We start from the raw sequence: 26,790 nt of genomic DNA on the forward strand, positions 1-26,790 counted from the left end.
ACCCGCGTGTCCAACGGTTTGATCGTTGTGCTCATCATCGTGGTGTGGCTGTTTGTGTTGGCGCCGCTGTTGTTGCGTAAGCAGCGCCCGATTAGCCAGGCAGGGGAGGCCTTCGACGACACCCGCGTGCTGCACGAAGGTGGCTCCGGTGAGGTTGCTGCACCGCGCATGCCGCGCCTGCGCGCCTCCGACGTGCGCCGCGCCCCGCGCGACTCACAGGACTATGAGGTTGTGGCGGCCGAGCCGGAGGAGTTCGAGCTTGTCGACGAGCCGGCCAGCCGCAAGGACGTCCTCGACGGCGAGGTTGTTGAGGACCAACAGCCGACCGAGCAGGTCGTTTCCGCCGGCGGATCGACTGCTGCCAGCGCACTGGTGCTCGAGGACGAGGACGAGGTCGAGGAGGCCGGTGCTGGGGAGGCCTATGAGGTCGATGCCTCCTACGAAGGCCCCTCGGATACCCTGCACCCGGCCGCGCGTGCCGATGCTGCCGCCAGCTACCAGCCCGCACCTCGGGACGAAGAGGCCGAGCTTACCGACGAACCTGCGGAGCTGAGCGAAGAAGAAATCGAGTTCGCCCGCCGCCGCAGTGAGCGCGGCGGTTGGGATCCGGACGCGGATCGCACGCGCACGCTCGACCGCTACGCGCGACGTCGTCGAGCACTGGCCATCATCGTGGGTGTTGGTTTGATAAGCGTCGTGCTCGGCATCATCTTCGGCGGCTGGGTCTGGGCAGCGGCAGCTGTAACGGGTGTGATCCTCGTTGCCTACCTGGCTGCTCTGCGTACGCAGGTGCGCCAGGAAAACGAACTGCGGGCTCGCCGTATTCGCCACCTGCGTCGCGCACGCATGGGTGTGCGCCAGGTGGACGCTCCGGAGCGTTTCCGCCGCCCAGGTGGAGTCGTGGTGCAGCTAGACGACGCCTCGCCCGACTTCGATTACCTTCCCGAGGCCCGCTACACCGTGGATGACGCCCCGGAACCGCACCAGCCGCTGCCTCGTCGACGCCCATTGCGCCGCGCCAGCTAGGGGTTTTCGCTCGCGGGTGGGGGGGAGTACTCTGATCCGCAGTGCGGGGCTATAGCTCAGTTGGTAGAGCGTCGCGTTCGCAATGCGAAGGTCTGGGGTTCGATTCCCCATAGCTCCACTATTTTAAACCCGGTTCAGTTGAGCCGGGTTTTGCGTTTGTCTGCCCAGGGCACAGTGGCTATAGGGCTTGGTTACCCTTGAGACATGACATCTCCCGACAACATCCTGCTGCACCTTGAGCACCAGCACGAGGAGTACATCCGGGAGATCTTCAGAGAGCTGGCCGCACGCGGGTTTCCTGCTCAACAGCAAACACCTCATATCACGGTGACGTTTGCTCCGCAGATGGGTGAGAAAGCCGTCGATAAGGCGAGGGAAGTCCTACCTGGGTTAATCCCGGCGGCTTTTCGACGCGTGGGAACCGTCGTCTTTGGCACCAAAAGCAAACAGACAGTGGCGTGGTTGTTGGAGACCAACGAGGAGCTAGAGCGGGCAGCGCGGCAGATTAGTGCGGCGAATCCGGATGGTCGGGGAGAGCGGTGGATTCCGCATCTGACTATGGGGTTGCGGATACCGCGTCGTCAGGTTCCCGACTACATAGCCGCACTCGATGAGATCAGCTCGCCGCACATAAAAGAACTCACTGCGCGAAGAGCCGCCTTGTGGCGTCCGCGCAGTGAGGAGTTGACGGTGCTGGCTGGTGCCTAAATCACCAGAAGAATGAGCGGGACCATGATGATCTTGACGATCACCGCGATGGTCACGACCGTGCTGTAACCCAGCATGACGCGGGGATCGACGGCACGGCTGGAGGCGAACTCCAGGATGGCCGGCTGGCTCATGATGCCGGAGGCACCGCCGCTGGCACGAGCGGTCGACTGGCCTTGGACTCGCATGAGCAGGTAGAAGGTAGCCAAGGTGGCCACGGTGACGGCAGCACCGATGATCATCGAGATGAGGCCCGTCATGCTGATCGCCGTGGCGGCGAACGCTGGGCCGGAGGCGATTCCCACGGCAGCGAGAAAGAGCATGAGGCCGAACTGACGCAAGGTGAAGTTGGCGCTGCGCGGCAGCTTCCACGTGCCGCCCCAGGGGGCATTGCGCAGGGCGCCCAGGATGAGGCCGACGATGAGCGGGCCGGCCGCGGAGCCAAGGGCGAAGGAAGCGCCAGCCGGCAGAGGGATCACGATCAGCGCGGCGGCGAAACCGAGGGTCAGACCGCCGGCGAAGTTGACCAGGTCTACCTCGGAAACGTTGCGCTTGGAGTCTCCGAAGAAGGTGACCAGGTCGTCGCGCTTGCCAATGGGGAAGGCGATCTCGACGATGTCGCCGGCCTCGAGATAGGTCTCCGGGGTGGCAAGAATCAGCTCATCCATGCGGCGGATGCGAGTGACTACCGAGCGGTGGCGGCGGAATAGCTTGATCTCTTTGAGCTGGCGGCCTGCCAGGTCGTCGTTGGAGACAGTGAGCTCGTCGATGGCGACGTTGCGGTCGCGGCCCCAGCGCCGCGGCACAGCGGTACCGGCAGCCTCGATGACGGCAGGCATGATGGATTCGGCGGCAAAGACGGTGACCACATCACCAGCGTTTAAGGGCTGCTCCGGATCGACGATGGAGGAGTGCCCGTTACGTCGCACTGTGGCCACGCGAACTTTGCCCTCGGCTGCGTCGTTGAGCTGTTGGACAGTCATGTCTCGGGCAAGCTTGACGCGACGAATCACCAATTTTGAATCGTCAGAATCCTGGGAGTCCTTCTTGGCCTTCCACTTCTGGTTCACAAAGACCGAGACCACCAGAATGGCCACCACCACACCGGTGGGGTAGGCCAGGGAATACCCCACCGCCGGCAGGTCCGATCCGGTTTGGCTCTGAGCCAGGGAGAGTGATGGGGTATTCGTCAGCGCGCCGGAGAAGATACCCACGGTGATCTCCCGCGAAGCCCCCAGCAGCAACCCGCCGATGATGGCGACCGCTGCGCCAACCACGATGGCCGCAATCGCCGAGGCAATCATGCCCAGCTGGGAGCGCAGCTGCTTAAAGAAGCTCTCTCCAGCCTCCAGGCCGACGAGGTAGACGAAAAGGCCGAGCCCCAAGTTCTGGAGCATGGTCAGGTCAGCACTCGGCTCGGGAATCAGCGCGCCGACCAAGAGCCCGACGAACAGGGTTCCCGCTGCTCCGAAGCGAATACCACCAAACGGGATAGCACCCAGGCCAGCGCCTAGGGCAATCACCAAGAACATGGTGAGGAAAATATTATCTGCAAATATGTCCAACACTGCGGGCGAATCCTCCACAAAATAAGTGCGTCCCCAGAGCACGCGATTAATCCCTGGGAACGTATTTCGCCGTCGTCAACGGACGGCACTAGGGAAGAAGTCTAGCCTAAAAGTATTACTTTAACCGGACTCGAGGGAGACACTAGCGGGGCCACAACCCCGAACAACCGCGGCGATGAGACCCCATTAGGTGCGTATCTACCATCCCGATGGCTTCCATGAGGGCGTACATGGAAGTCGGACCGACGAAGGCGAAGCCACGGGACTTAAGCTCTCGGGCCAAAGCCTTCGACTCCGCAGAACTCGAGGGAACCTCGCTCAAACTCATCGGCTCCGGAGTGGTTTCTGGGCGGAAGGACCAAATCAGCTCGGACAAGCCTTCCTGCGAACGCAGCTCCACGGTTGCGCGGGCATTGGTGATCGCCGCCTGGATTTTCTTCTCATTGCGGATGATGGAGGCGTCGAGAAGCAAGCGCTTCACATCCTGCGGCGTCATCTGTGCCACCGCATCGACATCAAATCCCAGGAAAGCGCGGCGAAACGCCTCCCGCTTGTTCAGGATCGTGGACCAGGACAGGCCGGCCTGGAAGGATTCGAGGCACAGGCGCTCGAAGAGGCCGGATTCTTCGTAGATGGGCATGCCCCATTCAGTGTCGTAGTACTCGGTGAGCAGGTCAGTGCCGTATGCCCAGGGAGTGCGGGCGAGTCCGTCGGGGCCGGTGATGAGGTCTGGTGAGTTGTGCATGGTGAGTTAGACGTGACTTTGGCCGTTCAGGTTCCGTTGCTCGTGCTCGAGGAGGAAAATTTTGGCGCTGTGTCCGCCACGGTAGTTACCCACGGAACCATCGGAACGCGTGATGCGATGGCAGGGGATCACCAGGGGGACTGGGTTGGTAGCGCACGCTGTGCCGGCTGCGCGCACGGCCCTGGGGCTGCCGGAGAGAGCGGCGAGTTGGGTATAAGTGCGCGTCTGGCCGAAAGGGATCTCGCGCATCGCCTGGCGAGCATGGCCTTGGAAGCCGGTGTTCTCCACATCAACGGCGATTTGCCCCAAGCAATCGGTGCCCTCGAAGTAGGCCGCGATCAACGCTGCGGCAGGAACTTCACCGCGCCGGGAATCGGGGTAGAGCGAAAGGACGTCCTCGCCGTCGAACCCAAGGCGGACCAGCCCACGCGAGGAGCTCACCACAGTCAGGGTGCCCAGCGGGGTGTCCAGGAGCTGATGCGTGTGAGCCATAGTGAAAAGGTAGTCTATTGCGCATGGATTCACCCGCAGTACGAGACGCAGCCTTGCTGATCGTCCGTGTGGTCGTAGGCGTCGTTTTCATCGCGCACGGCGTGGACAAAATTTTGGTCACCGGAATCGTTGAGACTACCGGCCAGTTCTCCGCGGGCGGCGTACCCCAGCCGCAGATCTCTGCGTGGCTAGCCACGATCGTCGAGCTCATCGCCGGGTCCATGCTGGTCGTCGGTGTGCTGACGAGTGCGGCCGCGGGTCTGCTCATGCTCCTGGCGCTATCTGCAGGTTACTTCGTTCACTTCGGCCACGGGTTCTTTGTGCGCGATGGCGGGATCGAATTCGTTGCTGTGCTTGCGGCTGCCCTGCTCATCGTCATCGTCTTTGGGCCCGGGCGAGCGAGCGTGGACGGGGTGCTCACCCGTGATTGAGCACGAGCGCATCCAGGCGGCTCTGTCCGCGCGTCTCGACGGCGAATCTTCCGGCATCCCTGATGACATCGTGGATGCCCACGTGGCCAACTGCCCGGAATGCCAGGATTACAAGGCTCGGGTGGTCAGCTTGTCTGACAAGCTATCTTTCATCGAGCCGCAGTCGACGGGGATGGCGCCCCCGCAAAACTTCTCCGACACGATCCTCGCGGGAGTGGAATCAGAGTGGCGGCGGCGCACCTCGCCACGGTTGGCGTGGCTTGCTGGCGGACGCATCACAGTTGCTGTCCTTGCTGTGGCCTATCTGGGCTGGGCGCTGGTATTGCTGGCTGGTGCGGACGATATTGCGCGTGCCCAGGATTGGGTCGATCCCCAGCTATTCAGGTTAAGCGTAGAAGCCGCCGGGCTGAGATTTGCGCTGGCCGTTGGACTGGCGCTGTGCGCGTGGAAGCCTAGCCTTATTCCTGGATTCGTCGTCGTGCCGGCCACGTTGACGGCTTTTTTGGTCGGCTTCACGGTTCGCGACATTGTGCTTGGAGAGATCTCCATGGCCGATCTGTTGTCCCTGGCTGCGATCCTGGTCACCGTACTTATCCTGGTGGGGACCTGGGTCGCCCATGCTGGCGTGCAGCTGCGCCAGGCATGGCGCTCGCTGAGTGCTAACCCGAGTTAGCGCCAGCTTTCTAGCCACATCAGCTCGTTGAAGTACCAGTCGGGAACGATGAGTCCGTAGAACAGCGGCAAGAAGTACAAAAACGAGGCGACGACGTAGCTGAGGTAGGCAATCACCAGCAGCGAGCCAAGGATCACCGGCTCACGCGCAATCAGACGGGTAATCCCCAGTCTGGGCCCGCGCCCCACCAGTGACCCCAGTGCCATGGCCAACAAAACGATGGTGAAGGGCACCAGGGCGGTGGCATAGAAGAAATACATTTGGCGATCGTAGGCGGCAAGCCACGGGAGGAATCCGGCGGCGAATGCGACGACGGGGATGAGCATCCGCCGATCGCGACCGATAACCAGCCTCCACAGCGCCCAGGCAACTACCGGAACGGTCAGCCACCAGATGGCTGGGGTGCCAAAGAGGTAGATCATGGAACGGCACGTGGTGTTGGCGCAGGGGATGTCAGTGGAGGAGTAGTAGAGGATGGGGCGGGTAGCCGCCAGCCAGGACCAAGGTTTGGAATCCCACGGGTGAGAATGTCCCGCGGAGCTGGTCAGGGAAGCATGAAAGTCCAGCACGGACTGGTGGTAGTAGATCCAGGATGCCAAGGCATCGGGCAACGCATGCAGCCACGAGCCCTGTTCGATCGAGCCGTCTACTGCGGCTTGGCGAAAGACCCCCGTCTCCGAGGCGAACCACGCTCGCCAGGACCAGGCATACACGGCCACTGGGACCGCTACGAGCGAGGCCAGCGCGGGGAGAGTGTCGCGGGCTAGTGCTCCTAGTACCGGGCGGGCGGCACCGTATCTGCGACGCAGTGCGAGGTCGCTAAACACACTCATCAGTCCAAAGAACGCGATGTAGTACAGGCCCGACCACTTCACCGCTAGGGCGCACCCCAATAGGACTCCGGCAGCAAACCGCCACCAGCGAAATCCTAGGCGTGGGCCCAATGCCCCCATGGATAGCCCGTGTACGCAGGCCGCATGGAGGCGGTGGCGCATCTGTTCGTGGTCAAGCGCCAAAGCTAGGGCTGCGGCCACGATGAAGAACACCTGGAAGATGTCCAACATGCCGAATTTGGATGCGACGAGGAGAACACCGTCGAAAAGCGCGATGATCCCAGCGAACAGCGCCACGAGCCAGGAATGCGAAAGGCGGCGCGCCAGCTCCATGATTGCCAGGACGGTGAGGGTGCCAAAGATCGCGGTCATAAGCCGCCAGCCCAGCGGGGAGTAGCCAAACAGCATTTCACCGAACGCGATGAGCTGCTTGCCCAGCGGAGGGTGAACAACCAGGCCGTAGCCGGGGTTGGACTCGATGCCCCCCAGGATCGGGTCGCTTGCCGAGCGCACCATGTCCCAGGCCTGCGGGACGTAGTGCTTCTCATCAAAGACTGGGGTGCCTTGGGCCGTGGGCTTGGCCAGTCCTAGGAGGCGCAGCACCAGGGCGAGGACACCGATTACGGCTGTGGAGATCACGTCCGCGCGACCGTAGCGATACCGGCGAGGAGCGGGCGGAAGGAATCGGGTGGGGTCAGCAGCACGGCGCGGGGGAGAACTGTGGCGTGGTGCGGTGCGGAGGCTGATCACAGCTGGCAAGTCTACGTATATGGGTGGGCGCGCGGTGTGTCATGCTCGTATCTATGAACGCACAGCCGAGCCTTCCCTCTTCCGGACTGATTATCGCTGCCACTCCCTTAGGCAATGTCGCTGACGCCTCGGAACGGTTGAAGGCTGCTTTGGGGGCGGCGGACGTCATCGCTGCAGAGGACACCCGACGTACCAGGTCCCTAGCGACGGCTTTGGGAGTGGAGATAAGAGGCAAGGTGATCTCCAACTTCGATCACAATGAGGCCTCCCGGGTGCAATCGCTTATCGACGCCGCCGCGCACGGAGTCGTCCTCGTCGTCTCGGACGCCGGCATGCCGTTGGTGTCCGACCCGGGCCTGGCAGTAGTAAACGCCGCCCACGACGCTGGGGTTTCGGTGACCTGCTTGCCTGGTCCTTCAGCGGTACCCACCGCCTTGGCGTTGTCGGGCTTGAACGTCGGCCACTTCATCTTTGACGGGTTCGCTCCCCGTAAGACGGGCCCACGCCGGGAATGGTTGAGCTCTTTGGTGGGGGAGAAGCGGGCGGTGTGCTTCTTTGAGTCGCCGCATCGGTTGGCGGAGACGCTTACTGTCGCCGCAGAGATTCTGGGTTCAGAACGGCGGGCGGCGGTGTGTCGAGAACTGTCCAAAACCTACGAGGAGGTCAAGCGTGGCGGCCTCGGGGACCTGGCGCAGTGGGCCGAGGAGGGCGCGCGCGGAGAAATTACCGTGGTCATCGAGGGTGCTACTCAGGCGGAGTCGCTGGACCCGGCGGATCTGGTGCCCAAGGTCCACGTGCTGGTCGATCAGGGATACCGGCTTAAGGATGCGTGCAAGGAGGTCGCCGGTACCTACTCCGTTCCCACGCGCGAGCTTTACGACGCTGCGCTGGCTGCCCGAGAAAGCTAAGCCCGGTGTGAAATTGTTATATTTCCGTGACATTCTGGGCGTTTTGCCAGGTAGCTGAACGGGGACTGAGGCAATCCACCGGAAGAGGGGATAGGGGCACGTCACCTATGCGCAGCGTCAATTGGAAAAAGGCGCAGGACTTTCCCACAATGGCCAACATGGCAGACTTTAAATCAACACAGAAAGAGGAGGCCACCGACGCTCGCGCAGAAGACGTGAACGCCGGTGGCTCTCACTCTGTCCACTCTGATGTCCAACCCGAACCGACGGTGTCTGCAACGAGCCAGCTGGCCGCGATGCTGGACAACCACGGAGCCATCGATAGCTCCTTGGAAGACAAGCCGGTCGAGTTGGCGTCCGAGCGCGCGGACGCTTCGATCGACTGGTCGGTCGTTATTCCCGCAGCACTTTTGATCATTGCAGTTGTGGCGTGGGGTCTGGGAGCGCCGACAAGCTTCAGCGACTTCTCCACCGGCGCCTTCAACTGGGTGATCAACAGCGTTGGCTGGGCCTTCATCCTGTTTGGCACGATCTTCGTCGCGTTTGTCTTGTTCATTGCTTTCAGCAAATTCGGTGACATTCGCCTCGGCGGGATTAATGAGGAGCCGGAGTTCCGCACCATTTCCTGGGTGGCCATGATGTTCGCCGCCGGCATGGGCATTGGTCTGATGTTCTACGGTGCGTCCGAGCCGCTGTCCTTCTACACCGACGGAATCCCAGGCCAAGGAACACACAACGTGGGAGCCTCGATGGCTACTGCGATGTTCCACTGGACGCTGCACCCGTGGGCTGTTTACGCGATCGTGGGCCTGGCCATCGCTTACTCCACCTTCCGTATCGGCCGCCCGCAGTTGATCTCACAGGCGTTTACTCCGCTGATCGGCAAGAAGGCCGCTAACGGCGCGGTAGGCAAGATCATCGACATCCTGTCGATCTTTGCCACTGTCTTTGGTACCGCCTGCTCCCTTGGCCTAGGCGCTTTGCAGATCCGCTCCGGTCTAGAGGCGTCTGGGTTTGTGCAGAACCCGGGCATGGGGCTGATCGCCGGCATCGTCGCCGTTCTCACCCTGGCCTTCGTGCTCTCCGCGCTCTCGGGTGTGGGCAAGGGCATCCAGTACCTGTCCAACGCCAACATGGTCCTGGCGGCTCTGCTGGCAATCTTTGTCTTTGTTTTCGGTCCGACCATCACCCAGCTCAACCTGATCCCGGGTGCCATCGGTACCTACCTGAGCCAGTTCTTTGCCATGGCAGGCCGCACTGCAGAGAGCGCCGATGGCGCCGCGGCGGAATGGATCAGCGGCTGGACCATCTTCTACTGGGCATGGTGGATCTCCTGGTCCCCCTTCGTGGGCATGTTCCTGGCGCGCATCTCGCGTGGTCGCTCCATCCGCGAGTTCTGCCTAGGTGTGATGCTTATTCCGTCTGGTCTGTCTACCGTGTGGTTCGCCATCTTCGGCGGCACCGCCATCACCCTGGAGCAGGATGGCAAGTCCATCGTCGGCAGCGGCAACCCGGAGGAGCAGCTGTTCAACCTGCTGCACACGATGCCGGGTGGTGCCATCGCCGGTGTGATCGCCGTGATTCTGCTGGGCACCTTCTTTATCACCTCGGCGGATTCTGCCTCCACCGTGATGGGCTCCATGTCGCAGCAGGGACAGTCCACCGCAGCGCCCTGGCTGTCCGCGGTCTGGGGCGTCCTGGCCGCGTTGGTCGGCCTGACCTTGCTCGTCGCAGGTGGCGACGACGCACTCAACGCTGTCCAGAACGTCACCATTGTGGCCGCAACCCCGTTCCTGCTCATCGTGATTCTGCTGATGTTTGCGATTTACCGCGACCTCAGCAACGACGTGATCTACCTGGATCACCGCGAGCAGCAGCGCTTCCAGCGTCAGCTGGCCATCGAGCGTCGCCTGCACCGTGAGCATGAGGCACGCCAGGCGCGACGCGAACAACGTCGCCACGTGCTTCCGCACAAGAAGTAGTCTCGCCTTACACGTCAACGCCACGCGCAGTGCCTGAGATGGGTCTGGGGTTTTGCCCCGTAGACCCTGCACGCGCGTGGCGTTTACGCGTCAATTATCCTGGTGGGCATGACTGCTCCAGCCCAGCCCGTTCTCGTCTGCGTGGCCTGGCCGTATGCCAACGGCCCGCGCCACATCGGTCACGTCGCCGGTTTTGGCGTCCCCTCTGACGTCTTTGCCCGCTACCAGCGCATGCGTGGGGCAGACGTCCTCATGGTGTCGGGAACCGATGAGCACGGAACGCCGCTTTTGGTGCAGGCCGACAAGGAGGGCGTTTCCGTCAAGGAGATGGCGGATCGTTACAACCGGCAGATTGTGGAGGATCTTGCCGGCCTGGGGCTGTCCTACGACCTGTTTACCCGCACCACCACGCGCAACCACTACGCCGTCGTGCAGGAGCTCTTCAAGGGTCTGTACGAAAACGGCTACATGATTAAAGAGACCACCCTGGGTGCGATCTCTCCCTCCACCGGGCGCACGCTGCCGGACCGCTACATCGAGGGTACGTGCCCCATTTGTGGGGCGACCGATGCGCGTGGAGATCAGTGCGACAGCTGCGGCAACCAGCTCGATCCGGCCGACCTCATCGATCCGCGTTCCAAGATCAACGGCGAGACGCCGAAGTTCATCGAGACCGAGCACTTCCTGCTGGATCTTGCATCCCTCGCCGGCATGCTGGGGGACTGGCTGAAGACCCGCACGGATTGGCGCCCGAACGTGCTGAAGTTCTCCCTGAATCTCCTGGAGGACCTGCGCCCGCGTGCCATGACCCGCGACATCGATTGGGGAATCCCGATCCCGGTTGAGGGCTGGCAGGACAACGGTGCCAAGAAGCTGTACGTGTGGTTCGATGCCGTGGTGGGCTACCTCTCTGCCTCCATCGAATGGGCGCACCGCATCGGCGATGACGACGCCTGGAAGGCCTGGTGGCAGAACCCCGACGCCCCGGGTTACTACTTCATGGGCAAGGACAACATCACCTTCCACTCCCAAATCTGGCCGGCTGAGCTGCTCGGATACAGTGCCGGCGAGTCCGAGCGCACCTACGGCACGCTGAATCTGCCCACCGAGGTCGTCTCGTCGGAATTTTTGACGATGTCGGGCTCGAAGTTCTCCTCCTCCAAGGGCGTGGTCATCTACGTCAAGGACTTCCTGAAGGAGTTCGGCGCAGACGCACTGCGTTACTTCATCGCAGTTGCCGGGCCGGAAACCACGGATACGGACTTCACCTGGGATGAGTTCGTTCGCCGCATCAACAACGAGTTGGCCAATGGTTGGGGAAACCTGGTCAACCGCACGGTGTCCATGGCGTACAAGAACTTCGGTGAGGTGCCCACTCCCGGCGAGCTCACCGAAGCTGACAACGCCATCCTTGACCTGGCCAGCCGCACCATGGATGAGGTCGGGGAGAATCTGGCCAAGGCCAAGTTCAAGAACGGCATCTCTGCAGCCATGCACGTGGTGGGCGAGGCCAATGCCTACATCGCCGAGATGGAGCCGTGGAAGCTGGCCAAGGACGAGTCCCAGCGCGAGCGCCTGGCCACCGTGCTGTGGACTGCGCTGCAGGTGGTCAGCGACTGCAACGTCATGCTGACTCCCTACCTGCCCAAGACCGCGCAGGCCGTCCACGAGACCCTGGGACGCGAAGGCGTGTGGGCCGCGATGCCGGAGGTCCGCGAGGTCAAGGACGATTCCCCGATCGACCCGATTGGCGTCGGGTTGCCTGACCCGGATCAGACCTACCCGATCATTACCGGCGACTACACCCAGCAGCAGGCGCGCTGGGAGCGCATCTCGGTCGAGCCGGGAACTGCGCTGTCTAAGCCCAAGCCGCTGGTGGCCAAGCTGGATCCCGAGCTGGGGCAGACCGGCCCTGAGTGGGCTCCCGTGAACAGCTAATGGCACGTCGCGCCTCCACCTCATCTGCCCTGCCAGCTGGGGTGGCTTTTGCTGCGGTTATCGTTGCCGCGCTGAATCTTCGCGCGGGCATTGCCTCAGTAGGCCCCGTGCTGGGTGATGTGCTGGCCGCCTTCGGCGCCGCCGGTGGACTTGCCGGGGTAATCACCGCAATGCCTGGCGCCTTCTTTGCCGTCATGGGGTTATCTGCGGTTCCGCTCGCCCGTCGATTGGGACTGACGCGGACCCTCACTCTGGGGATGGGGCTGGTTCTTGTTGGCCTCAGTTTTCGCCCGTGGGTAAGCAGCGCGCTGCCGTTCATCGCTCTGACCGCGCTCGTGGTTGCGGGAATCGCCCTGGCCAACGTGCTCCTGCCGGCCTGGATCAAGTTGCACGGGGGATCACACGTGGTCACCCTGATGACGATCAATGGGTCCTTGCTCGGTGCCTCCGGTGCGCTCGGACCGCTCAGTGCTGCGCTTTACGACGGCCCGCAGGCCTGGCGGCATGCCCTGTTCTTCTGGGTTTACCTTGGCCTGGCGCAGGTAATCGTGTGGCTATTCGTCGCCTGGCGCCAGGGCTTTGACTTCCCCGGGAAACAGCAAGTGAAGGAGCAGCCCCGCAGGCAAGTTGCCCTGTGGAAAGCTCCCACCGCGCTTTTTCTCACGCTGTTCTTTGGGCTGCAGTCCATGAACGCCTACTCGCAGATGGGGTACCTGCCACAGATTCTTATCGACGCCGGTGCACGCCAGTCCGTTGCCAGTACCGCGCTGGCTGTAGTGGGCGGATTGGGCATCGTGGGCGGACTGGTTATGCCCACGCTCATTGATCGCGCAGAATCGCTGACGCCACACCTGATCGGCATCGCTGCGTGCGCAGTTTTCGGCTACCTGGGCCTCATTCTGGCGCCTACGGCAGCTCCGCTGGTGTGGTCGGTGTTCCTGGGGCTAGGCGGATGGGCTTTCCCGGCCGCGCTCACGCTGATCGTTGCACGCTCGAAGTCTCCGGAGGTGACGGCGCGACTATCCGGGTTTGTGCAGCCCTTCGGCTACGTCATCGCTGCCCTAGGTCCGCTGCTCATCGGACTGGTCTATAGCCCGGAGGATCCGCAGTGGACGCCGGTGTTGCTAGCGCTCTTGTTGGCCTCGGTGATTCAGGGGCTGGTCGGGATTCGGGCTGCCCGGCGGGTGTACATCGACGACGAACTGGCACGCGCCAACTAAGTGTTCTCCGTCGATAGCTGCAGATAGACCAGATCCAGGCGGCGGCCGAACTTAAAGCCAACGCCCGGCAGCCGGCCTCGCTCAACAAATCCCAACTTTTCATGCATGCGCAAAGAGGCCTCGTTGGATCCCTCCACGGTGGCGATGAGATCCCATACTTCGGGGTCGGCCTGGGCAGCGTCGATAAGCGCACGCATCAACGCTGTACCTACGCCCTTGCCGTGGGTGGAGGGGCTGACGTAGATCGAATGCTCCAGTGTGTGCCGATACCCCGATGCCGGACGGAACTCCCCGTAGCTGGCGTATCCCAAAAACTCTTCACCCTCGTAGGCCACCAAAACAGGCCAGCCGCGGGATTGTCGCTCACGCATCCACTCTGCGCGTTCGGCTTCAGTGGGAGCAACCTCCACAAAGGTCGCTACGGTTTCTTCGACGGCCCACGTGTTGATGTCGGTGAGGTTGGGAACATCAGCCTCAGTGGCTTCGCGTATCTGCATGAAGCCTCACGGTAGTTACAGTGGTTAACCATGTCGAAGAAGAAGTCGCGCCCCACCCCGGTTCCTGCGGAGACAATCCCTGGGCTCATTGATGCCCACACCCACCTGGCTTCGTCGGGAGCTCATGATGCTGCCTCCGTGCAGGAGTTCGTTGACCGTGCTGTGGCAGCCGGCGTGGAACGCATGTGCACGGTGGGGGACGGCATTGAGGAGGCTCAGGCAGCCCTGGACGCAGCCCACGCTAATGATCGAGTCTTTGCGGCGTGCGCCATTCATCCCACGCGGGCTCACGAGCTCGATGAGACTACTCGCGCCCGTTTGGAGGAGATGGCGGCCGACCCGCGTTGCGTGGCAATCGGAGAGACCGGGGTGGATACCTACTGGATCAAGCACGACCCCGACAAGACCGCCACACTCGAGCAGCAAGAAGAAGCGTTGCGCTGGCACGCCGAGCTAGCGCACCGTCACGACAAGGCGCTCATGATTCACAACCGCGAGGCGGATGAGCACCTGCTGCGAATCCTGGACGACTGTGTCTTGCCTACGACTGTGATGCTGCACTGCTTCTCCTCTCCTCTGGACGTGGCGCGGGCCGCCCTCGATCGCGGCTGGGTCTTGAGCTTCGCCGGCAATGTGACATTCAAGCGCAATGACGAGATGCGGCAGGCGGCCGCGCTGGCGCCCATCGAGCAGGTGCTCATCGAGACGGACGCGCCCTACATGACCCCAGAGCCGTTCCGGGGTGCGCGCAACGAGCCCAGCCTGATCGGGCATACGGCGCTGTGCGTGGCCGAACAACGGGGAATGGACGTGCGGGAATTCGCCTCTCACATGAGCGCCAATTTCGATCGGGTCTTTGGTGTAAACCCCGAACTCAAGTAAAGGAGAGTTAAGGCCAGTTATCTGATGTGAATGATGGGACTGGACGTTGTTCACTAATCAGGGCAGGAGCTTGGCAAATAGGGGCTTGTTACCTTATTGTTACGCAAAGAACTGGCGATCGTGACCGGCCGTCTCCCTGACGAACAGGATCAACACCACTCATGAGCACAAAGCACACACGTATGAACCCCCGCACGTCCACCCCTGCCCGCATTGCTGCCGGCAGCGCACTGGGCGCATTGGCGCTGGGTGGAGTAGTTGCCGCGGGAACGCACAAGGACGTCACCGTCGAGTACGACGGCAAGCAGATGGCTCTGTCCACTTTCTCTTCTGACGTCGCCGGTGCCCTGGATAAGGCAGGGGTGCAGGTCAAGGACGGCGACCTGGTTTCGCCGGCGCCCAGCGAGGGCCTGCATAACGGAGACACCATCACCGTGCAGACCGCTAAGCCGGTTGCGCTCGTCGTCGATGGCGCAACGCGCGAGATCACCTCGACCGCGGCTACCGTTAACGACCTGGTAGGGCAGGTAGACGGGCTTTCCCCGGCCTCCAACGTGGAGGGTGACGCCCAGGCGCCGGTGACCGAGGGCATGACCGTGAACGTCACCACCCCCAAGATCATCGCCATCAATGATGGTGGCCAGGTCACCTACACCGAGATCCCGGCAGCTACCGTCGGCGAGGCCCTTGCCGCCCGTGGCGTCACGGTGGATTCCTTCGATGAGGTTTCCCCCTCCCTGGATACGCCGCTGACGGCCAACACCGAGATCAAGATCAAGCGTGTCGACGTGCGCAATGCCGTCGAGACAGTTCCCTTCGACGCTCCGGCTAACTACGTGGATGACCCGGAAGCCGAGGTGGGCGAGGAGCGTGTGCTCACCCCGGGAACCCCGGGTGAGCGCCGCGTGGTTAAGCGCATTACCAGCACCAATGGTCAGGAGACCGGCTCCGAGGTGCTCTCCGAGGTGGAGATTCACCCAGCCAAGCCGGCCACCATTGCTCGTGGCACCAAGAAGCCGCAGCAGGTCACGGCTGCTTCCGGCGCAGCTGCCCCCGCCGTCGGCGACGGCTCGGTGTGGGACTCCCTGGCACAGTGTGAGGCTGGCGGTAACTGGTCCATCAACACCGGCAATGGTTTCTCTGGCGGCCTGCAGTTCACCCCGTCCACCTGGGCGGCATTCGGTGGCACCCAGTACGCGCCTTCGGCCCACATGGCGTCGCGCGAGCAGCAGATCGCTGTTGCCCAGAAGGTGCAGGCATCCCAGGGCTGGGGCGCTTGGCCGGCATGTACCTCCAAGTTGGGTATCCGCTAAGACCTCTCCGATTTAAGCTTTCGCGGCATGAGTGCTTGATTGAACTGCACTGATGCCGCGTTTGTCTTTTGTCTCTATGGTGGCGGGTGTACGCATCGATCCCCGATGAAGAACAAGGAGTTTTGTCACCATGACCGAGACCTTGCAGGGAAAGCGCATCGCAGTTGTAGCCACCAACGGCTTTGAGGATTCGGAGCTGTCCAGCCCCGCAGAGGCTGTACGTGAGGCCGGCGGTGAAGTCGTCATCGTTTCCACCGAGACCGGCGCACCCATCGAGGGCAAGAACGGTACCAAGGTCGACGTCGACCTTTCCTCCGCAGACGCCAAGGATCAGCAGTTCGACGGCATCCTGCTGCCAGGCGGCACCGGCAATGCCGACCACATCCGCATGGACAAGGACGCGGTCGCGCTGGTGAAGGCTCACGTTCAGGCCGACAAGCCCCTGGGCGTGATCTGCCACGGCGCGTGGATCTTGACCGATGCTGAGGTGCTAAGCGGTCGCACCCTGACGTCGTACCCCTCCCTGCGCAAGGACCTGGAAAACGCCGGTGCTACCTGGGTTGATGAGGAGTGCCACTGCGATCAGGGGCTCGTTTCCTCCCGCACCCCGGATGATCTCCCGGCCTTCAACGCGAAGGTCGTCGAGGAGTTCGCGGAAGGGCAGCACTAGCACCTTCGCGGTGGGCCGGCGTGTAATTTGTAAGGCATGACGCGCTCGGAAGCCCACCTCCTTGGCCCAGCGGAAATTCGTGAACTCGCCGATAAGCTCGGCGTTTCTCCCACGAAGAAGCTGGGCCAAAATTTTGTGCACGATCCCAATACGGTGCGCCGCATCGTGGCAGCTGGCGACGTCACCAGCTCTGACCACGTCGTAGAGATCGGCCCTGGCCTGGGTTCGCTCACCGTGGCATTGCTCGATACCGCCCAGCGGGTCACCGCGGTAGAAATCGATCCCCGCCTTGCCGCGGAGCTACCGGAAACCGTGGCCCAACGAGCACCCTTCGGTGATCTGACCGTGGTGAATAAGGACGCCCTCCAAGTGACTGCCACAGACGTCGAATCCCCGACGGCTTTGGTGGCCAACCTCCCGTATAACGTCTCCGTTCCCGTGCTCCTGCACTTTCTGGAGATCTTCCCCTCCATCGAGCGGGTGCTTGTGATGGTGCAGGCCGAGGTTGCGGATCGCCTCGCGGCGCAGCCCGGGTCCAAGATCTATGGCGTGCCAAGCGTGAAGGCCGACTTCTACGGCGACGTCCGCCTGGCCGGAAACATCGGCCGCCGCGTTTTCTGGCCCGAGCCCAACGTGGATTCCAAGCTGGTGCGTATCGATCGTCGCGATCGATTCGATCACGCAGTACGACCCGAGGTTTTCGCGCTTATCGACGCCGCCTTTGCCCAGCGTCGCAAAACCCTGCGAGCAGCCCTGTCGGGCCATTATGGCTCAGGCCAGGCCGCTGAGGATGCACTCGTAGCAGCTGGCATCGACCCTAAGCTGCGCGGTGAGCGCCTGAGCGTTGACGACTACGTGAGGCTGGCTCGATGAAGGCGAGCGCACCAGGAAAGGTCAACCTCTTCCTCGGGTGCGGAGACGTCCGCGCTGATGGTTACCACGAGCTGGTCACTATTTTCCAGGCGGTGTCTCTGCGGGAAACCGTGGAGATCACTGCTGGGCGTCCGCAGGTAATTAACGCCGGTGGACGTTATGGGCACCTCACCCCTCTGGATACCTCCAACTTGGCATGGCGAGCAGTTGAGCTGGTGGCCCAAGAGATTGACGTGGTGCCAGAGGTGGAAGTCTCAATCACCAAAGAGGTTCCCGTGGCTGGCGGGATGGCCGGTGGATCTGCGGATGCCGCAGCCGCTCTGGTGGCCGCCAACGCATTCTTCGCCGCGGATCTGAGCCAGCAGCGCTTGCACGAGTTAGCCGCTCAGTTGGGCGCGGATGTGCCTTTCTGCTTGCACGGCAGTACTGCCTTGGGTCGCGGTAGGGGAGACGAGCTGACCTCCCTCATTCAGCGAGGCGAGTACACGTGGGCATTTGTGATGTCTCACCGTGGCTTGTCCACGCCCGAGGTGTTCCAGACGTGGGATCGGTTGCGGCTGGATGGGCGCGCGACCAGCAGCCTGGATTACTCCGCTGTTGCCCAGGCGCTGGCTGCCGGTGACCAGCAGGCACTGGCTCAGGCTATGAGCAATGACTTGCAGGCGGCAGCCTGCAGCCTGCGGCCCGAGCTACGAACGATCATGCGCATTGGTCACCAAGCGGGTGCGCTGCGAGCAATGGTTTCCGGATCTGGCCCCACAGTGGCTTTCCTATGTGAAAACGACGCCACCGCACGCGAGGTAATCGGTGCAGTGACGTCAGAGACATCAGGAACCTTCGGCATCACTGCCGGAGGCCCGGTGCCGGGAGCGCAGCTCGAAAACTAGTCGTTCTTGCCGGTAGAGATCTCCATCTCCACCGGGGAGAAGTCGAGCTTGTGGCGCAGGGAGACCTCGCCCTTCTTCAGGTCGACTACGACCAGCTCGTTGTTCTCAGCGTCGGTGATGTAGGCATCAGAGCCGGACACCTTCAGGATCGGTCCCGGCTGCTGCCACTCTTCCTTCTCCTCCCAAGGCTGGATGGCGTCGATGCGGTTGGTGATCTCACCGGTTTCCTCATCGATGACCACGAGCTTGCCGTCGTTGGTCAGCACCAGGGCCTCACCCTCGGGGCCACGGCCCAGGGAACGGAACCAGTAGGTTGCGCCCAGGTCGACCTTCTTGGCGGTCTTGTCTGCGGAGTTGATCAGCAGGACCGACTCGGGGTGCTCGTGTTTGGCGTCCTTGTCCACCTTGTTGTCACCCAGGACGATCGGCGACTCCTCGGAGCCTGCGAGGTTGCCGCTGCGCTGGTAGCCCTCGGCCGGGATCTTGTGGAACTCACCGTCAGAAAAAACGACGGGTCCGTTGGTGCAGCCGAAGACCAGGGCCTCGCCTTCTGCCACGGCCTCGCCATGGATGCCGGGGCAGTCGGTGGTTTCTGCCAGCGTCTTACCGTCCGCGGAGACGTGGCGGATGGTGTGGCGCTCATCCTCAGTGCCCACGGTGTGGACGATCGAGCCATCCTCGAGCGGGACGGCGACACCATGGTGGGGTTCACCGGTGGAGATGGTGCGCTTGTCTGCATCCGGGTTTGCGATGTCCTCGGTCTTGACCACGGTGATATCGCCGGATCCATCGGCGAACAGGGCCGTGAGGTCGTCGTGGTGGACGACGTGCCCCGCATGTTCTGCCGGGTATGTTGCGTCAGTCAGATGTGGCTGCGACTCGTAGTAGTGGTAGTGGTCGCCGTGTTCCTTGGCGTGGTTGCCAGAGTCGTAGACCGCGAACTCATCGCCATGAGTCACCATCAGGTGGCGACCATCACCGGCCTGGTTTAAGCGGTAGAAACCAGGTTCATTGACCTGGGAGATAATCTCGCCGTTGATGGCATTGAGGGTGACGATGCCACCGTCGTGACTCAGGGTGACACGCGGAGTGAGGGTGGAGACCTCCTTCTCCTCGGTTGAGGAGGCCGCTGTGGTCTCAGCGGCACTGGAGTTGCTGGAGGTGGGTGCAGCGGAATCACTGGTGGATTGGCAGGACGCGATGGTCAGCGCGCTGACAGCGAGCGCGGTGAAAGTGACAATCTTTTTCATAAAGGTCGACAGTAACAGACCGTGTTAAATCGTTGCCTGAGCGCAATTAAAAGAGCGCGGAGCCAGCACTTAGACTGAGGGGCATCATGGCAAATCTGATCAACCTGGAAAACGTCACGCTTTCCTATGGCCTCAAGACTCTCCTCGACGGTGTCAGCCTGGGCATTCAATCCGGTGATCGCATCGGAGTGGTGGGCCTCAATGGTGGAGGCAAGTCCACGCTGCTCAAGGTGCTCACGGGGCAGCAGGAGCCGGATGCCGGGCGTGTGTCGCACACCTCCTCTCTGCGCATGGCGGTGGTCTCGCAAAGCACGGACGTAGACCCCGCGCAGACGATCCTCGATGTCGTGGTGGCACCGCTGGGGCTGGAGCGTTACGAGTGGGCCTCGAACGCCCGCGTGCGTGACGTCCTGGCTGGTCTCGGAGTTGCCGAGCTCGGGCTAGATACCACGGTGTCGCAGCTCTCGGGCGGAGAGCGCCGGCGCGTGAGCCTGGCTGCCGCACTCGTGCAGGACCTCGATCTCATCGTTTTGGACGAGCCGACGAACCACCTTGACGTGGAGGGTGTGCAGTGGCTGGCGGACCATCTGCTGAGCCGCAAGCTTGCCATCGTGGTGGTTACCCACGATCGCTGGTTCTTGGACACCGTGGCCACCAAGACCTGGGAGGTCCACGACGGGCGTGTCGACTTCTACGAGGGCGGATACAACGACTGGACCTTTGCACGAGCGGAACGGGCTCGACAGGCAGACGCGATGGAGCAGCGTCGCCAGAACCTGGCTCGTAAGGAGCTGGCGTGGTTGCGGCGCGGTGCGCCGGCTCGGACGTCGAAACCGCGCTATCGCATCGAGGCAGCCGAGGCGCTGATCGCCGACGTGCCAGCTCCCCGCGACACCGTCGAGCTCATGGCATTTTCCAAGCAGCGGCAGGGCAACGTGGTGGTCGAGCTCGAGGATGCGACCATCAGCTCTCCAGACGGGCGAGAGCTCGTATCGGGCCTGACCTGGCGCCTCGCGCCGGGCGAGCGCATCGGCTTGGTCGGAGTCAATGGATCGGGCAAAACGACGCTGCTGCGGACATTGGCGGGGGAGCACCCCCTAGATGCCGGTCGCCGTATCGAGGGGCGCACCGTCCGCTTGGGATGGTTGCGCCAGGAGCTCGACGATCTGGACCAGGATCGGCGGCTTATCGACGCCGTCGAGGACGTAGCCACCTATGTCACTCTGGGAAAGAAGGAACTGTCCGCCTCCCAGCTCGCCGAGCGCCTCGGGTTCAGCGCGAAACGGCAGCGCACCTTCATTCGGGATCTCTCCGGTGGTGAGCGCCGCCGTCTGCAGCTCACGCGCGTTCTCATGGCCGAGCCGAATCTGCTGCTTCTCGACGAGCCCACCAACGACCTGGATATTGACACTCTCCAGGAGCTGGAGTCGCTGCTCGACTCGTGGCCGGGCACCCTGGTGGTGATCTCCCACGACCGCTACCTCATCGAGCGCATTGCTGACTCCACCTATGCCCTCTTCGGTGATGGAAAGCTTACGAATCTCCCGGGAGGAATCAGCCAGTACCTCCAGCGTCGTGCCGAGTTGGGCCAAGATACCGGAGTGTTAAACCTGGGCGAGGAGAAGTCGTCTGCGCCTGCCGCAGCTGCGCCCGAGAAGAAGCTCACGAGCCAGCAAGAACGCGAGATCACCAAGAAGATGAACGCGCTGGAGAGGAAGATCGCCAAGGTAGACACTGCGATTGCAAGGCACGAGGCGAAGCTCGCTGAGTTGGCAGCCACCGGCACGCCCGATGTGGGTGCACTGGCAGACGCCGACGCGGCCCTGCGCCAGGCCCAAGCTGAGCGCGAGGAGCTAGAAATGGAGTGGTTGGAACTGGGCGAAGAGCTGGAGGCCTAAGGGGTTAGGATCGAGCACATGATCCTTATCAACGTGAAATTCCGTCCCAAGCCCGAAAACGTCAACACCTTCATGGATGACGTCGCCGAGTTCACCCGTAAGACCCGCGAGGAAGAGGGCAACATCTTCTTCGACTGGTACCGCTCCACCGAGGACGAGAACGTCTACTACCTGGCTGAGGCGTTCCAGGACGATGCCGCCGAGGCCCATGTGAACTCCCAGCACTTCAAGGACGCCACCGAGCTGTTCCCGCAGATTCTGCTGGAGACCCCGGAGATCATCAACACCCTCATCGAGGGCAAGACCGAGTGGGACCGCATGGCCGAGTTCAGCGTGGAGAACTAGTCCTCCAAGAGCTTGTTCAGCTCTGTCACCACACCGTATTCGGTGTTCGCCGGCGCAATCGCGTCGGCGATTTCTTTTAGCTGCGGGTGGGCGTTCTCCATGGCATAGGCAGTGCCGGCAGTTCGAAGGAGCTCATAGTCATTGAGGTAATCGCCGAACGCGACGGTATCTGCGAGGTCGAAATCGAGCGCCACGGCGAGCTGGTGCAACGCCACGCCTTTGTTGGCCTCTGGGTGCATGATGTCCACCCACTGCGCACCGGACACCACGACCGTGGCCTGGTCAACGCACTCGCGCAGCGCAGGAGCGATCACGGCCTCTGCCTCGCCGAAGAACGCCAGCTTGATCACACCCTCCGGGCTGCAGGCATAAACATCGTCGACTTCCTCGACGCTGTGGTAGTACTTGTCGATCTCCGCGCGAGTGCTAGCAGGCAACCCACGCTGAATAAACGCCACCGTGGGAGAGCACACAACGACGGCGGCCTCGATCTGCGTGGCCCGGGCAAGTGCTGCGGAAACCTCTGCTGCGGGCACGGTCGTGGTGGAGACAATCTCACCGCCGATGCTGACCACTGTGCCGTTCTCCGCGATGAAAGCGCGCGGAGGCTCGGCGGCAAAGGTGTTCTCCAGGGTGGCCAGCTGTCGCCCGGATGCTGGGGCGATGATCCACCCGCGCTCTTCGGCTCGGCGCTTTACGTCCCAAAAGCCTGGTGGAATGGCGCCAGCGGCGTCGAGAAGCGTTCCATCCATGTCGAGTGCAACAATTCGCACGAAAAACCTCCGGCGCATCGGGACTGTGATGTGTAACACTGGGGCCATGACGGAAAACGTGGCCCTATCAGTGCGAAACACTACCGGAGTCATCGAGCTGACTCGCCCGCGGGCATTGAATTCACTTTCACCCGACATGGTGACTGCCATCAAGGCCCAGCTTGAACAATGGCGAGAGGATCCGGCCATCACACACGTGGTGGTGACAGCGGCCGAGCGCGGATTCTGCGCGGGTGGCGATGTCCGCGGGGCTCGCCAAGAAATCCTCGACGGACATGAAGATGAGGTGGATGCCTTCTTCGCGGAGGAATACGCCCTCAACCTGCTTATCGCCGAATATCCCAAGCCGTATATCGCGCTTATCGACGGCGTTCTCATGGGCGGTGGGATGGGAATCAGCATTCACGGTTCCCACCGCGTGATGAGCCCGAACACGATTGCAGCCATGCCGGAGGCCGCGATCGGTTACGTCACCGACGTGGGAATGTCGCACACCCTGCAGCACCTGCCCTCGGGGAAGGCGATCGGCCGTTTTATCTCTCTGACCGGCTACCGGCTCAACATCGCTGACCTGGTCTACACGGGGCTGGCTACGCACGTCGGCACCGTGGAACTGGCAGACGTGGTCGAGCGCGGTGTCGCAGCACTGGAGGGCCTGCCGCGTGAGACGGTGGGGAATTCTCCGCTGGAGCGATTCCGCGAGCAGATCGACAAGACCTTTGGCTTTGATACGTGGGAGGAGATCTCCGCGGCTCTCGAGGCCAGCAATGATGTCGACTTCGTGGAATTCACCCGCGAGCTGCTAGCCAGCGCCAGCCCGTCGGCACTCGTGGCGATCACCGAGCTGCTTGCCGCGAACTACTCCGTGAGCCTGGAGCAGGCGTTGGAAAACGAGCGCGTGCTGGGAGAACGAATGCGGCGCGAGCCCGACTTCATCGAAGGTGTGCGCGCAGTGCTCGTGGACAAGGACCGCTCGCCGCACTTTGGGCCGGTCGGCGACGCTAATGCGTATCGAGCACTCTTACGCTCGGCCCGCCCTGACCAGGAGTGACCTCAATGAGTCGCCCCGTGTCCGGGGCGACGAGGTGGGTGCCATGCGTGGTGATCCCGCGCGCACGGGCGTACGTCGCAATGGCCCGCTGCGTATCGACGCCACTGTCCACCGACGACTTCAACGTCGCCACTATGGCGGCTTCCGTAGGGGGCGGCAGAATCAGAGCCGGATGCTGAAGTAGCGTGACGGCGTTATCTGCGCCGAGGGGAGCTATCCCGTGAGCGTAGAGGCCCGCCACCGGTTTGAGTGCGGTTAGCAAGCCTATGTCGTGAGCGCGTTGGGCGGGCATACGCGGAGTCAGCAGCGGGATGATGCCGTAGGCCTGACCGAACTGTCGCAGCGCATGCGCCACCTGCGCACAAGGGTGGGGTGCGAGCTGGGGGTGTGCCCACGCCCATTGCCAGGTCGAGCCGCTGATCACCGCCACGATCTGCGCGCCCGCGAGCACCGGCGAACCATGCGCAGGCGTGAGGCGGGCACGCGCCTGCTGAGCATCGACGTGGACGTCTGGACGGGGAAACACCCCGTCAAACAGGAGCTGGTGCTCAGCGGCGAGGTAGCTGCCATCCGAGCGCATGTCTGCAAACCGGTGCTGACTAGGACCCAGGCTGACGGGGAGGTCGTTTTCCAGTTCCACCCGATCACCGGAGGAGAATTCCACTGCGTAGGCGTCCTCATGGATACCCAGGCCCCGAAACGCCGCGGTTGCGCGCAGCGCACGCCGAGCAAAGCCAGCTTCTATGCGGGGCAGTCCGGTAAGAAGTGCATCTTTCAACGGCGGCTGGCCGCCGTGGGCATCCAGAACGAAGACCAACATTTCCTCGGCTGAGCACGGAACCAGGACCACCGGAGCGTTGGCGTAGAGCGTTCGTGCGGCGTACAACAGCTCCTCGCTGGGCACCTGTGGGCCTAAAAACTGCGGGATGTTCACCGTCTCGGTTCGACTTGCCAGCCACTCCCACTCTCCGCGAACGATGCGGGCGATGCGGGTGGCGTTGAACTTCCTATTGCCCGGGAAGATGCGCAGGACGGCCGGGGCATCGAGCATATGGGGATCCGCGGCCAGCGCCACGATCTCCGTCTTGGTCGCGGGCGGGAAAGTGAGGTCGTACCCTGCCTGCTCGATGAGGCCATCAGCAATGACATCAGCAAGCGTGGCAGGTGGTGAAAGATCCATGTGCCCTAACGTAACGCAGTCTGGCGATGTCAGAAGGCCCGGACGCACACAACAGGATGGGGCCAGGAAGGCGCTAATGTTGGTTACTAATGTTTGCCGCAGCAACTTTCGCCTTTGCCGATTCCATCAACGCCCTGCTCATCGCCGTGATCGTGGGCGTGGGCATCATGCTGCCGCGGGGCCAATACAAAAAGGTCACACCGCTGCTGATCGCCGGAGACTGGATGGGGGTCTTCGTACTCTCGCTGATCACCATGCGCATCTTTGTGGGGCTGGCAGCGGTGGTTCGACGCACACTCGAATCTCCCATCTTTGGCATGGTGCTCATCGCACTCGGTGTTGTCACCGCCTTGTTGACTCTGCGTTCGCGGCCCACAGGAGAACCCTCGCCGCTGGTGCAGCGCCTGCTGGAGCCCTTGCAGCAACCCACCGCCAAGACGTTCTTTACCGGCATGGTCCTGGGCCTGGTCCAGTCCATCACCTCGGTGCCGTTCTTTGGTGGCATCGCGGTTCTTGCCGGAGGCGATTTCTCCAACCTGGTGCGCTACGGCGGAATGTTCGCGTACGCATCGGTAGCACTCAGCCTGCCTACCGCAGTGGCCATCGGCGTCGGCTACGTGCGCCGCAAACCACATTCCCAGGTGGGCCAGGCCTTTACCTGGGCGCGTAATAACCCGGCAACTGTGAGCAAGGTCGGTGGCTACGTGGTCGCTACCTTTTTGGTGGGGCTGGGCATCGCCCACCTTTAGCGCCGGGGGCTGCCCTCAATGGCCAACTCGTAGAAGTCCACGACGCGCTCCGTAGCAGCGCGCCACCCATGGCGTTCGGCCTCGGCACGGGCTGCAGTGCCCAATGAAGAGCGCAGGGAGGCGTCGAGAAGCACCTGAGAGATGCGATCAGCCCAGGTAGCGGTGTCACCCGGCTCGACGAGATACCCCGTGCGGGAGTCGTCGATGACGAAGGGGATGCCGCCAGCACGCGCCCCAACGACGGGAACCCCGGAGGCGAACGATTCCAGCGCAACCAGACCCAGGGTCTCCGTGGTAGAGGGGAAGGCGAACACGTCGCCGGAGGCGAAGGCCTCGGCCAACTCCGAGCCGGACATGTAGCCGGTGAAGGTGGTGAAGGCCGGGTCCATTAGTTGCTTGAGCTCGTCGATGGCTGGGCCCGAACCCACCATGGCCAAGCGCGCGCCGGGGACCTGCTCGCGGACTGCGCGCATGATCGGGGCGAGTTGGTCTAAGTCCTTTTCCAAGGACATGCGGCCCACGTACACCACCAGCGGAGCCTCGGGGTGCCCGTCTGTTAGGCGCTCGCGCATGGCGGGGCTGAAACGATCAGGACGGTACGACTGTGTATCCACCGCCTTGGGCCACAACTCCACGTTGCGGATTCCCTGGTCGATTGCCTTATCCACCATGGGGCCAGAAGTGCACAGGTTCACCGCCGCCATGTTGTGCACCATACGGATCCAGGAGGCGGCGGGCTGACGCAGCCACCCGATGCGCAGACTCTCCGTGTAGTCGGGCACGTTGGTGTGGAAGCTGCCCAGCAGGGGGCGGCCCTGCTGACGCGCGATGATGGAACCATAGGCGGCCAACGCGACCGGATTGACCGCATGCACCACATCCGGGTTGAAGCGCTTGAGCTCCCGGTTGATCTTGGGGGAGGGGATTCCCACCGTGATTTCCGGGTAGACGGGTTTGAAAGACAAACCGGGAACCGCCACGACCTCACACCCGGCGTACTCGGCAGGAGGGTTGCCGGGCGCGAACAGCTGGACCTCATGCCCTAGGTCACTCAGCTGCTCCAGGGTGCGAGTGACACGAGTGACCACACCGTCGATCTTGGGCAAAAAGACCTCGGTGAACATGGAAATGCGCATGGTGCTGGCCTT

At 62.6% G+C, this 26,790-nt stretch carries 26 protein-coding genes and 1 tRNA gene; 18 read left to right on the top strand and 9 right to left on the bottom strand.

All coding sequences use genetic code 11. The annotated features are described in order from the left end of the window. Positions 1 to 6 precede the first annotated feature (6 nt). The 3 genes from sepX (at position 7) to FHE74_RS00325 (ending at position 1,734) form a co-directional block, all read left to right on the top strand. A complete protein-coding gene (gene sepX / locus FHE74_RS00315; RefSeq protein ID WP_180339630.1) occupies positions 7 to 1,026 on the top strand; it encodes a divisome protein SepX/GlpR in 1,020 nt (339 codons plus the stop codon). Positions 1,027 to 1,071: 45 nt separating this feature from the next. Beyond that, a tRNA-Ala gene (locus tag FHE74_RS00320) sits at positions 1,072 to 1,144 on the top strand. A gap of 86 nt (positions 1,145 to 1,230) precedes the next feature. Further along, complete coding sequence (locus FHE74_RS00325; RefSeq protein ID WP_139464431.1) at positions 1,231 to 1,734, top strand: 2'-5' RNA ligase family protein; 504 nt, start codon at positions 1,231 to 1,233, stop codon at positions 1,732 to 1,734. On the opposite strand, the gene FHE74_RS00330 is transcribed toward FHE74_RS00325, so the two are convergent. The 3 genes from FHE74_RS00330 to FHE74_RS00340 form a co-directional block, all read right to left on the bottom strand. Next, positions 1,731 to 3,266 (bottom strand): aspartate-alanine antiporter-like transporter, encoded by a 1,536-nt coding sequence (locus FHE74_RS00330; RefSeq protein WP_218973310.1) that lies wholly within the window; start codon positions 3,264 to 3,266, stop codon positions 1,731 to 1,733. The genes FHE74_RS00325 and FHE74_RS00330 overlap by 4 nt on opposite strands. A 178-nt stretch (positions 3,267 to 3,444) precedes the next feature. Further along, on the bottom strand, positions 3,445 to 4,047 hold the full coding sequence (locus FHE74_RS00335) for a DNA-3-methyladenine glycosylase I (RefSeq protein ID WP_139464433.1): 603 nt from the start codon (positions 4,045 to 4,047) through the stop codon (positions 3,445 to 3,447). 6 nt (positions 4,048 to 4,053) lie between these two features. After that, a complete protein-coding gene (locus FHE74_RS00340; protein ID WP_139464434.1) occupies positions 4,054 to 4,539 on the bottom strand; it encodes a methylated-DNA--[protein]-cysteine S-methyltransferase in 486 nt (161 codons plus the stop codon). A 23-nt stretch (positions 4,540 to 4,562) separates the two neighbouring features. Here FHE74_RS00340 and FHE74_RS00345 point away from each other — a divergent pair, with 23 nt between their 5' ends. Both FHE74_RS00345 and FHE74_RS00350 read left to right on the top strand, forming a co-directional pair. Beyond that, a complete protein-coding gene (locus tag FHE74_RS00345) occupies positions 4,563 to 4,970 on the top strand; it encodes a DoxX family protein (RefSeq protein ID WP_139464435.1) in 408 nt (135 codons plus the stop codon). Next, on the top strand, positions 4,963 to 5,643 hold the full coding sequence (locus tag FHE74_RS00350; protein ID WP_180339631.1) for a zf-HC2 domain-containing protein: 681 nt from the start codon (positions 4,963 to 4,965) through the stop codon (positions 5,641 to 5,643). The genes FHE74_RS00345 and FHE74_RS00350 overlap by 8 nt, the downstream gene beginning before the upstream one ends. Here FHE74_RS00350 and FHE74_RS00355 read toward each other — a convergent pair. Beyond that, a complete protein-coding gene (locus FHE74_RS00355; RefSeq protein ID WP_139464437.1) occupies positions 5,640 to 7,247 on the bottom strand; it encodes a dolichyl-phosphate-mannose--protein mannosyltransferase in 1,608 nt (535 codons plus the stop codon). The genes FHE74_RS00350 and FHE74_RS00355 overlap by 4 nt on opposite strands. A 32-nt stretch (positions 7,248 to 7,279) precedes the next feature. Between FHE74_RS00355 and rsmI the strand changes: the two genes are divergently transcribed. The 4 genes from rsmI (at position 7,280) to FHE74_RS00375 (ending at position 13,274) form a co-directional block, all read left to right on the top strand. After that, positions 7,280 to 8,134, top strand: a complete 855-nt coding sequence (gene rsmI / locus FHE74_RS00360; RefSeq protein WP_139464438.1) for a 16S rRNA (cytidine(1402)-2'-O)-methyltransferase — start codon at positions 7,280 to 7,282, stop codon at positions 8,132 to 8,134. Positions 8,135 to 8,292: 158 nt separating this feature from the next. Continuing rightward, the gene (locus FHE74_RS00365) at positions 8,293 to 10,116 is read left to right on the top strand and encodes a BCCT family transporter (RefSeq protein WP_218973311.1); all 1,824 of its coding nucleotides are present in this window, start codon (positions 8,293 to 8,295) and stop codon (positions 10,114 to 10,116) included. A gap of 108 nt (positions 10,117 to 10,224) precedes the next feature. Next, on the top strand, positions 10,225 to 12,054 hold the full coding sequence (metG, locus tag FHE74_RS00370) for a methionine--tRNA ligase (RefSeq protein WP_139464439.1): 1,830 nt from the start codon (positions 10,225 to 10,227) through the stop codon (positions 12,052 to 12,054). Next, positions 12,054 to 13,274, top strand: coding sequence for an MFS transporter (locus FHE74_RS00375; protein WP_139464440.1), 1,221 nt, complete (start codon positions 12,054 to 12,056; stop codon positions 13,272 to 13,274). The genes metG and FHE74_RS00375 overlap by 1 nt, the downstream gene beginning before the upstream one ends. On the opposite strand, the gene FHE74_RS00380 is transcribed toward FHE74_RS00375, so the two are convergent. After that, complete coding sequence (locus FHE74_RS00380; protein WP_139464441.1) at positions 13,271 to 13,771, bottom strand: GNAT family N-acetyltransferase; 501 nt, start codon at positions 13,769 to 13,771, stop codon at positions 13,271 to 13,273. The genes FHE74_RS00375 and FHE74_RS00380 overlap by 4 nt on opposite strands. 30 nt (positions 13,772 to 13,801) lie before the next feature. On the opposite strand from FHE74_RS00380, the gene FHE74_RS00385 reads away from it, so the two are divergent. From FHE74_RS00385 to FHE74_RS00405, 5 genes are all read left to right on the top strand, one after another. Next, entirely contained in the window at positions 13,802 to 14,653 is an 852-nt protein-coding gene (locus FHE74_RS00385) for a TatD family hydrolase (protein ID WP_139464442.1), read from the top strand. A gap of 161 nt (positions 14,654 to 14,814) precedes the next feature. Then, positions 14,815 to 15,966, top strand: coding sequence for a resuscitation-promoting factor (locus FHE74_RS00390; RefSeq protein WP_139464443.1), 1,152 nt, complete (start codon positions 14,815 to 14,817; stop codon positions 15,964 to 15,966). Positions 15,967 to 16,096: 130 nt separating this feature from the next. Beyond that, positions 16,097 to 16,636 carry a type 1 glutamine amidotransferase domain-containing protein gene (locus tag FHE74_RS00395; RefSeq protein WP_139464444.1) on the top strand — a complete coding sequence of 180 codons (540 nt, stop codon included), beginning with the start codon at positions 16,097 to 16,099 and terminating at the stop codon, positions 16,634 to 16,636. Positions 16,637 to 16,672: 36 nt separating this feature from the next. Next, on the top strand, positions 16,673 to 17,509 hold the full coding sequence (gene rsmA / locus FHE74_RS00400) for a 16S rRNA (adenine(1518)-N(6)/adenine(1519)-N(6))-dimethyltransferase RsmA (RefSeq protein ID WP_139464445.1): 837 nt from the start codon (positions 16,673 to 16,675) through the stop codon (positions 17,507 to 17,509). Further along, positions 17,506 to 18,396, top strand: coding sequence for a 4-(cytidine 5'-diphospho)-2-C-methyl-D-erythritol kinase (locus FHE74_RS00405; protein ID WP_139464446.1), 891 nt, complete (start codon positions 17,506 to 17,508; stop codon positions 18,394 to 18,396). The genes rsmA and FHE74_RS00405 overlap by 4 nt, the downstream gene beginning before the upstream one ends. On the opposite strand, the gene FHE74_RS00410 is transcribed toward FHE74_RS00405, so the two are convergent. After that, positions 18,393 to 19,646, bottom strand: a complete 1,254-nt coding sequence (locus FHE74_RS00410; protein ID WP_139464447.1) for a hypothetical protein — start codon at positions 19,644 to 19,646, stop codon at positions 18,393 to 18,395. The two genes, FHE74_RS00405 and FHE74_RS00410, sit on opposite strands and share 4 nt — an antisense overlap. 86 nt (positions 19,647 to 19,732) lie before the next feature. On the opposite strand from FHE74_RS00410, the gene FHE74_RS00415 reads away from it, so the two are divergent. Both FHE74_RS00415 and FHE74_RS00420 read left to right on the top strand, forming a co-directional pair. Continuing rightward, on the top strand, positions 19,733 to 21,544 hold the full coding sequence (locus FHE74_RS00415) for an ABC-F family ATP-binding cassette domain-containing protein (protein ID WP_139464448.1): 1,812 nt from the start codon (positions 19,733 to 19,735) through the stop codon (positions 21,542 to 21,544). An 18-nt stretch (positions 21,545 to 21,562) separates the two neighbouring features. Beyond that, positions 21,563 to 21,889, top strand: coding sequence for a putative quinol monooxygenase (locus tag FHE74_RS00420; RefSeq protein WP_139464449.1), 327 nt, complete (start codon positions 21,563 to 21,565; stop codon positions 21,887 to 21,889). On the opposite strand, the gene FHE74_RS00425 is transcribed toward FHE74_RS00420, so the two are convergent. Next, complete coding sequence (locus FHE74_RS00425; protein WP_281279375.1) at positions 21,886 to 22,662, bottom strand: HAD family hydrolase; 777 nt, start codon at positions 22,660 to 22,662, stop codon at positions 21,886 to 21,888. The two genes, FHE74_RS00420 and FHE74_RS00425, sit on opposite strands and share 4 nt — an antisense overlap. A 46-nt stretch (positions 22,663 to 22,708) precedes the next feature. Here FHE74_RS00425 and FHE74_RS00430 point away from each other — a divergent pair, with 46 nt between their 5' ends. Continuing rightward, entirely contained in the window at positions 22,709 to 23,713 is a 1,005-nt protein-coding gene (locus tag FHE74_RS00430) for a 3-hydroxyisobutyryl-CoA hydrolase (RefSeq protein ID WP_139464450.1), read from the top strand. On the opposite strand, the gene FHE74_RS00435 is transcribed toward FHE74_RS00430, so the two are convergent. Next, positions 23,664 to 24,893, bottom strand: coding sequence for a DUF6882 domain-containing protein (locus tag FHE74_RS00435; RefSeq protein WP_139464451.1), 1,230 nt, complete (start codon positions 24,891 to 24,893; stop codon positions 23,664 to 23,666). The two genes, FHE74_RS00430 and FHE74_RS00435, sit on opposite strands and share 50 nt — an antisense overlap. Positions 24,894 to 24,982: 89 nt before the next feature. Here FHE74_RS00435 and FHE74_RS00440 point away from each other — a divergent pair, with 89 nt between their 5' ends. Beyond that, a complete protein-coding gene (locus FHE74_RS00440; RefSeq protein ID WP_139464452.1) occupies positions 24,983 to 25,642 on the top strand; it encodes a hypothetical protein in 660 nt (219 codons plus the stop codon). Here FHE74_RS00440 and FHE74_RS00445 read toward each other — a convergent pair. Further along, positions 25,639 to 26,778, bottom strand: coding sequence for a glycosyltransferase family 4 protein (locus FHE74_RS00445; protein ID WP_139464453.1), 1,140 nt, complete (start codon positions 26,776 to 26,778; stop codon positions 25,639 to 25,641). The two genes, FHE74_RS00440 and FHE74_RS00445, sit on opposite strands and share 4 nt — an antisense overlap. Positions 26,779 to 26,790: the final 12 nt, after the last annotated feature.

Origin of the sequence: Corynebacterium tapiri, from assembly GCF_006334925.1 — a bacterium.
GTDB classification, from domain to species: domain Bacteria; phylum Actinomycetota; class Actinomycetes; order Mycobacteriales; family Mycobacteriaceae; genus Corynebacterium; species Corynebacterium tapiri.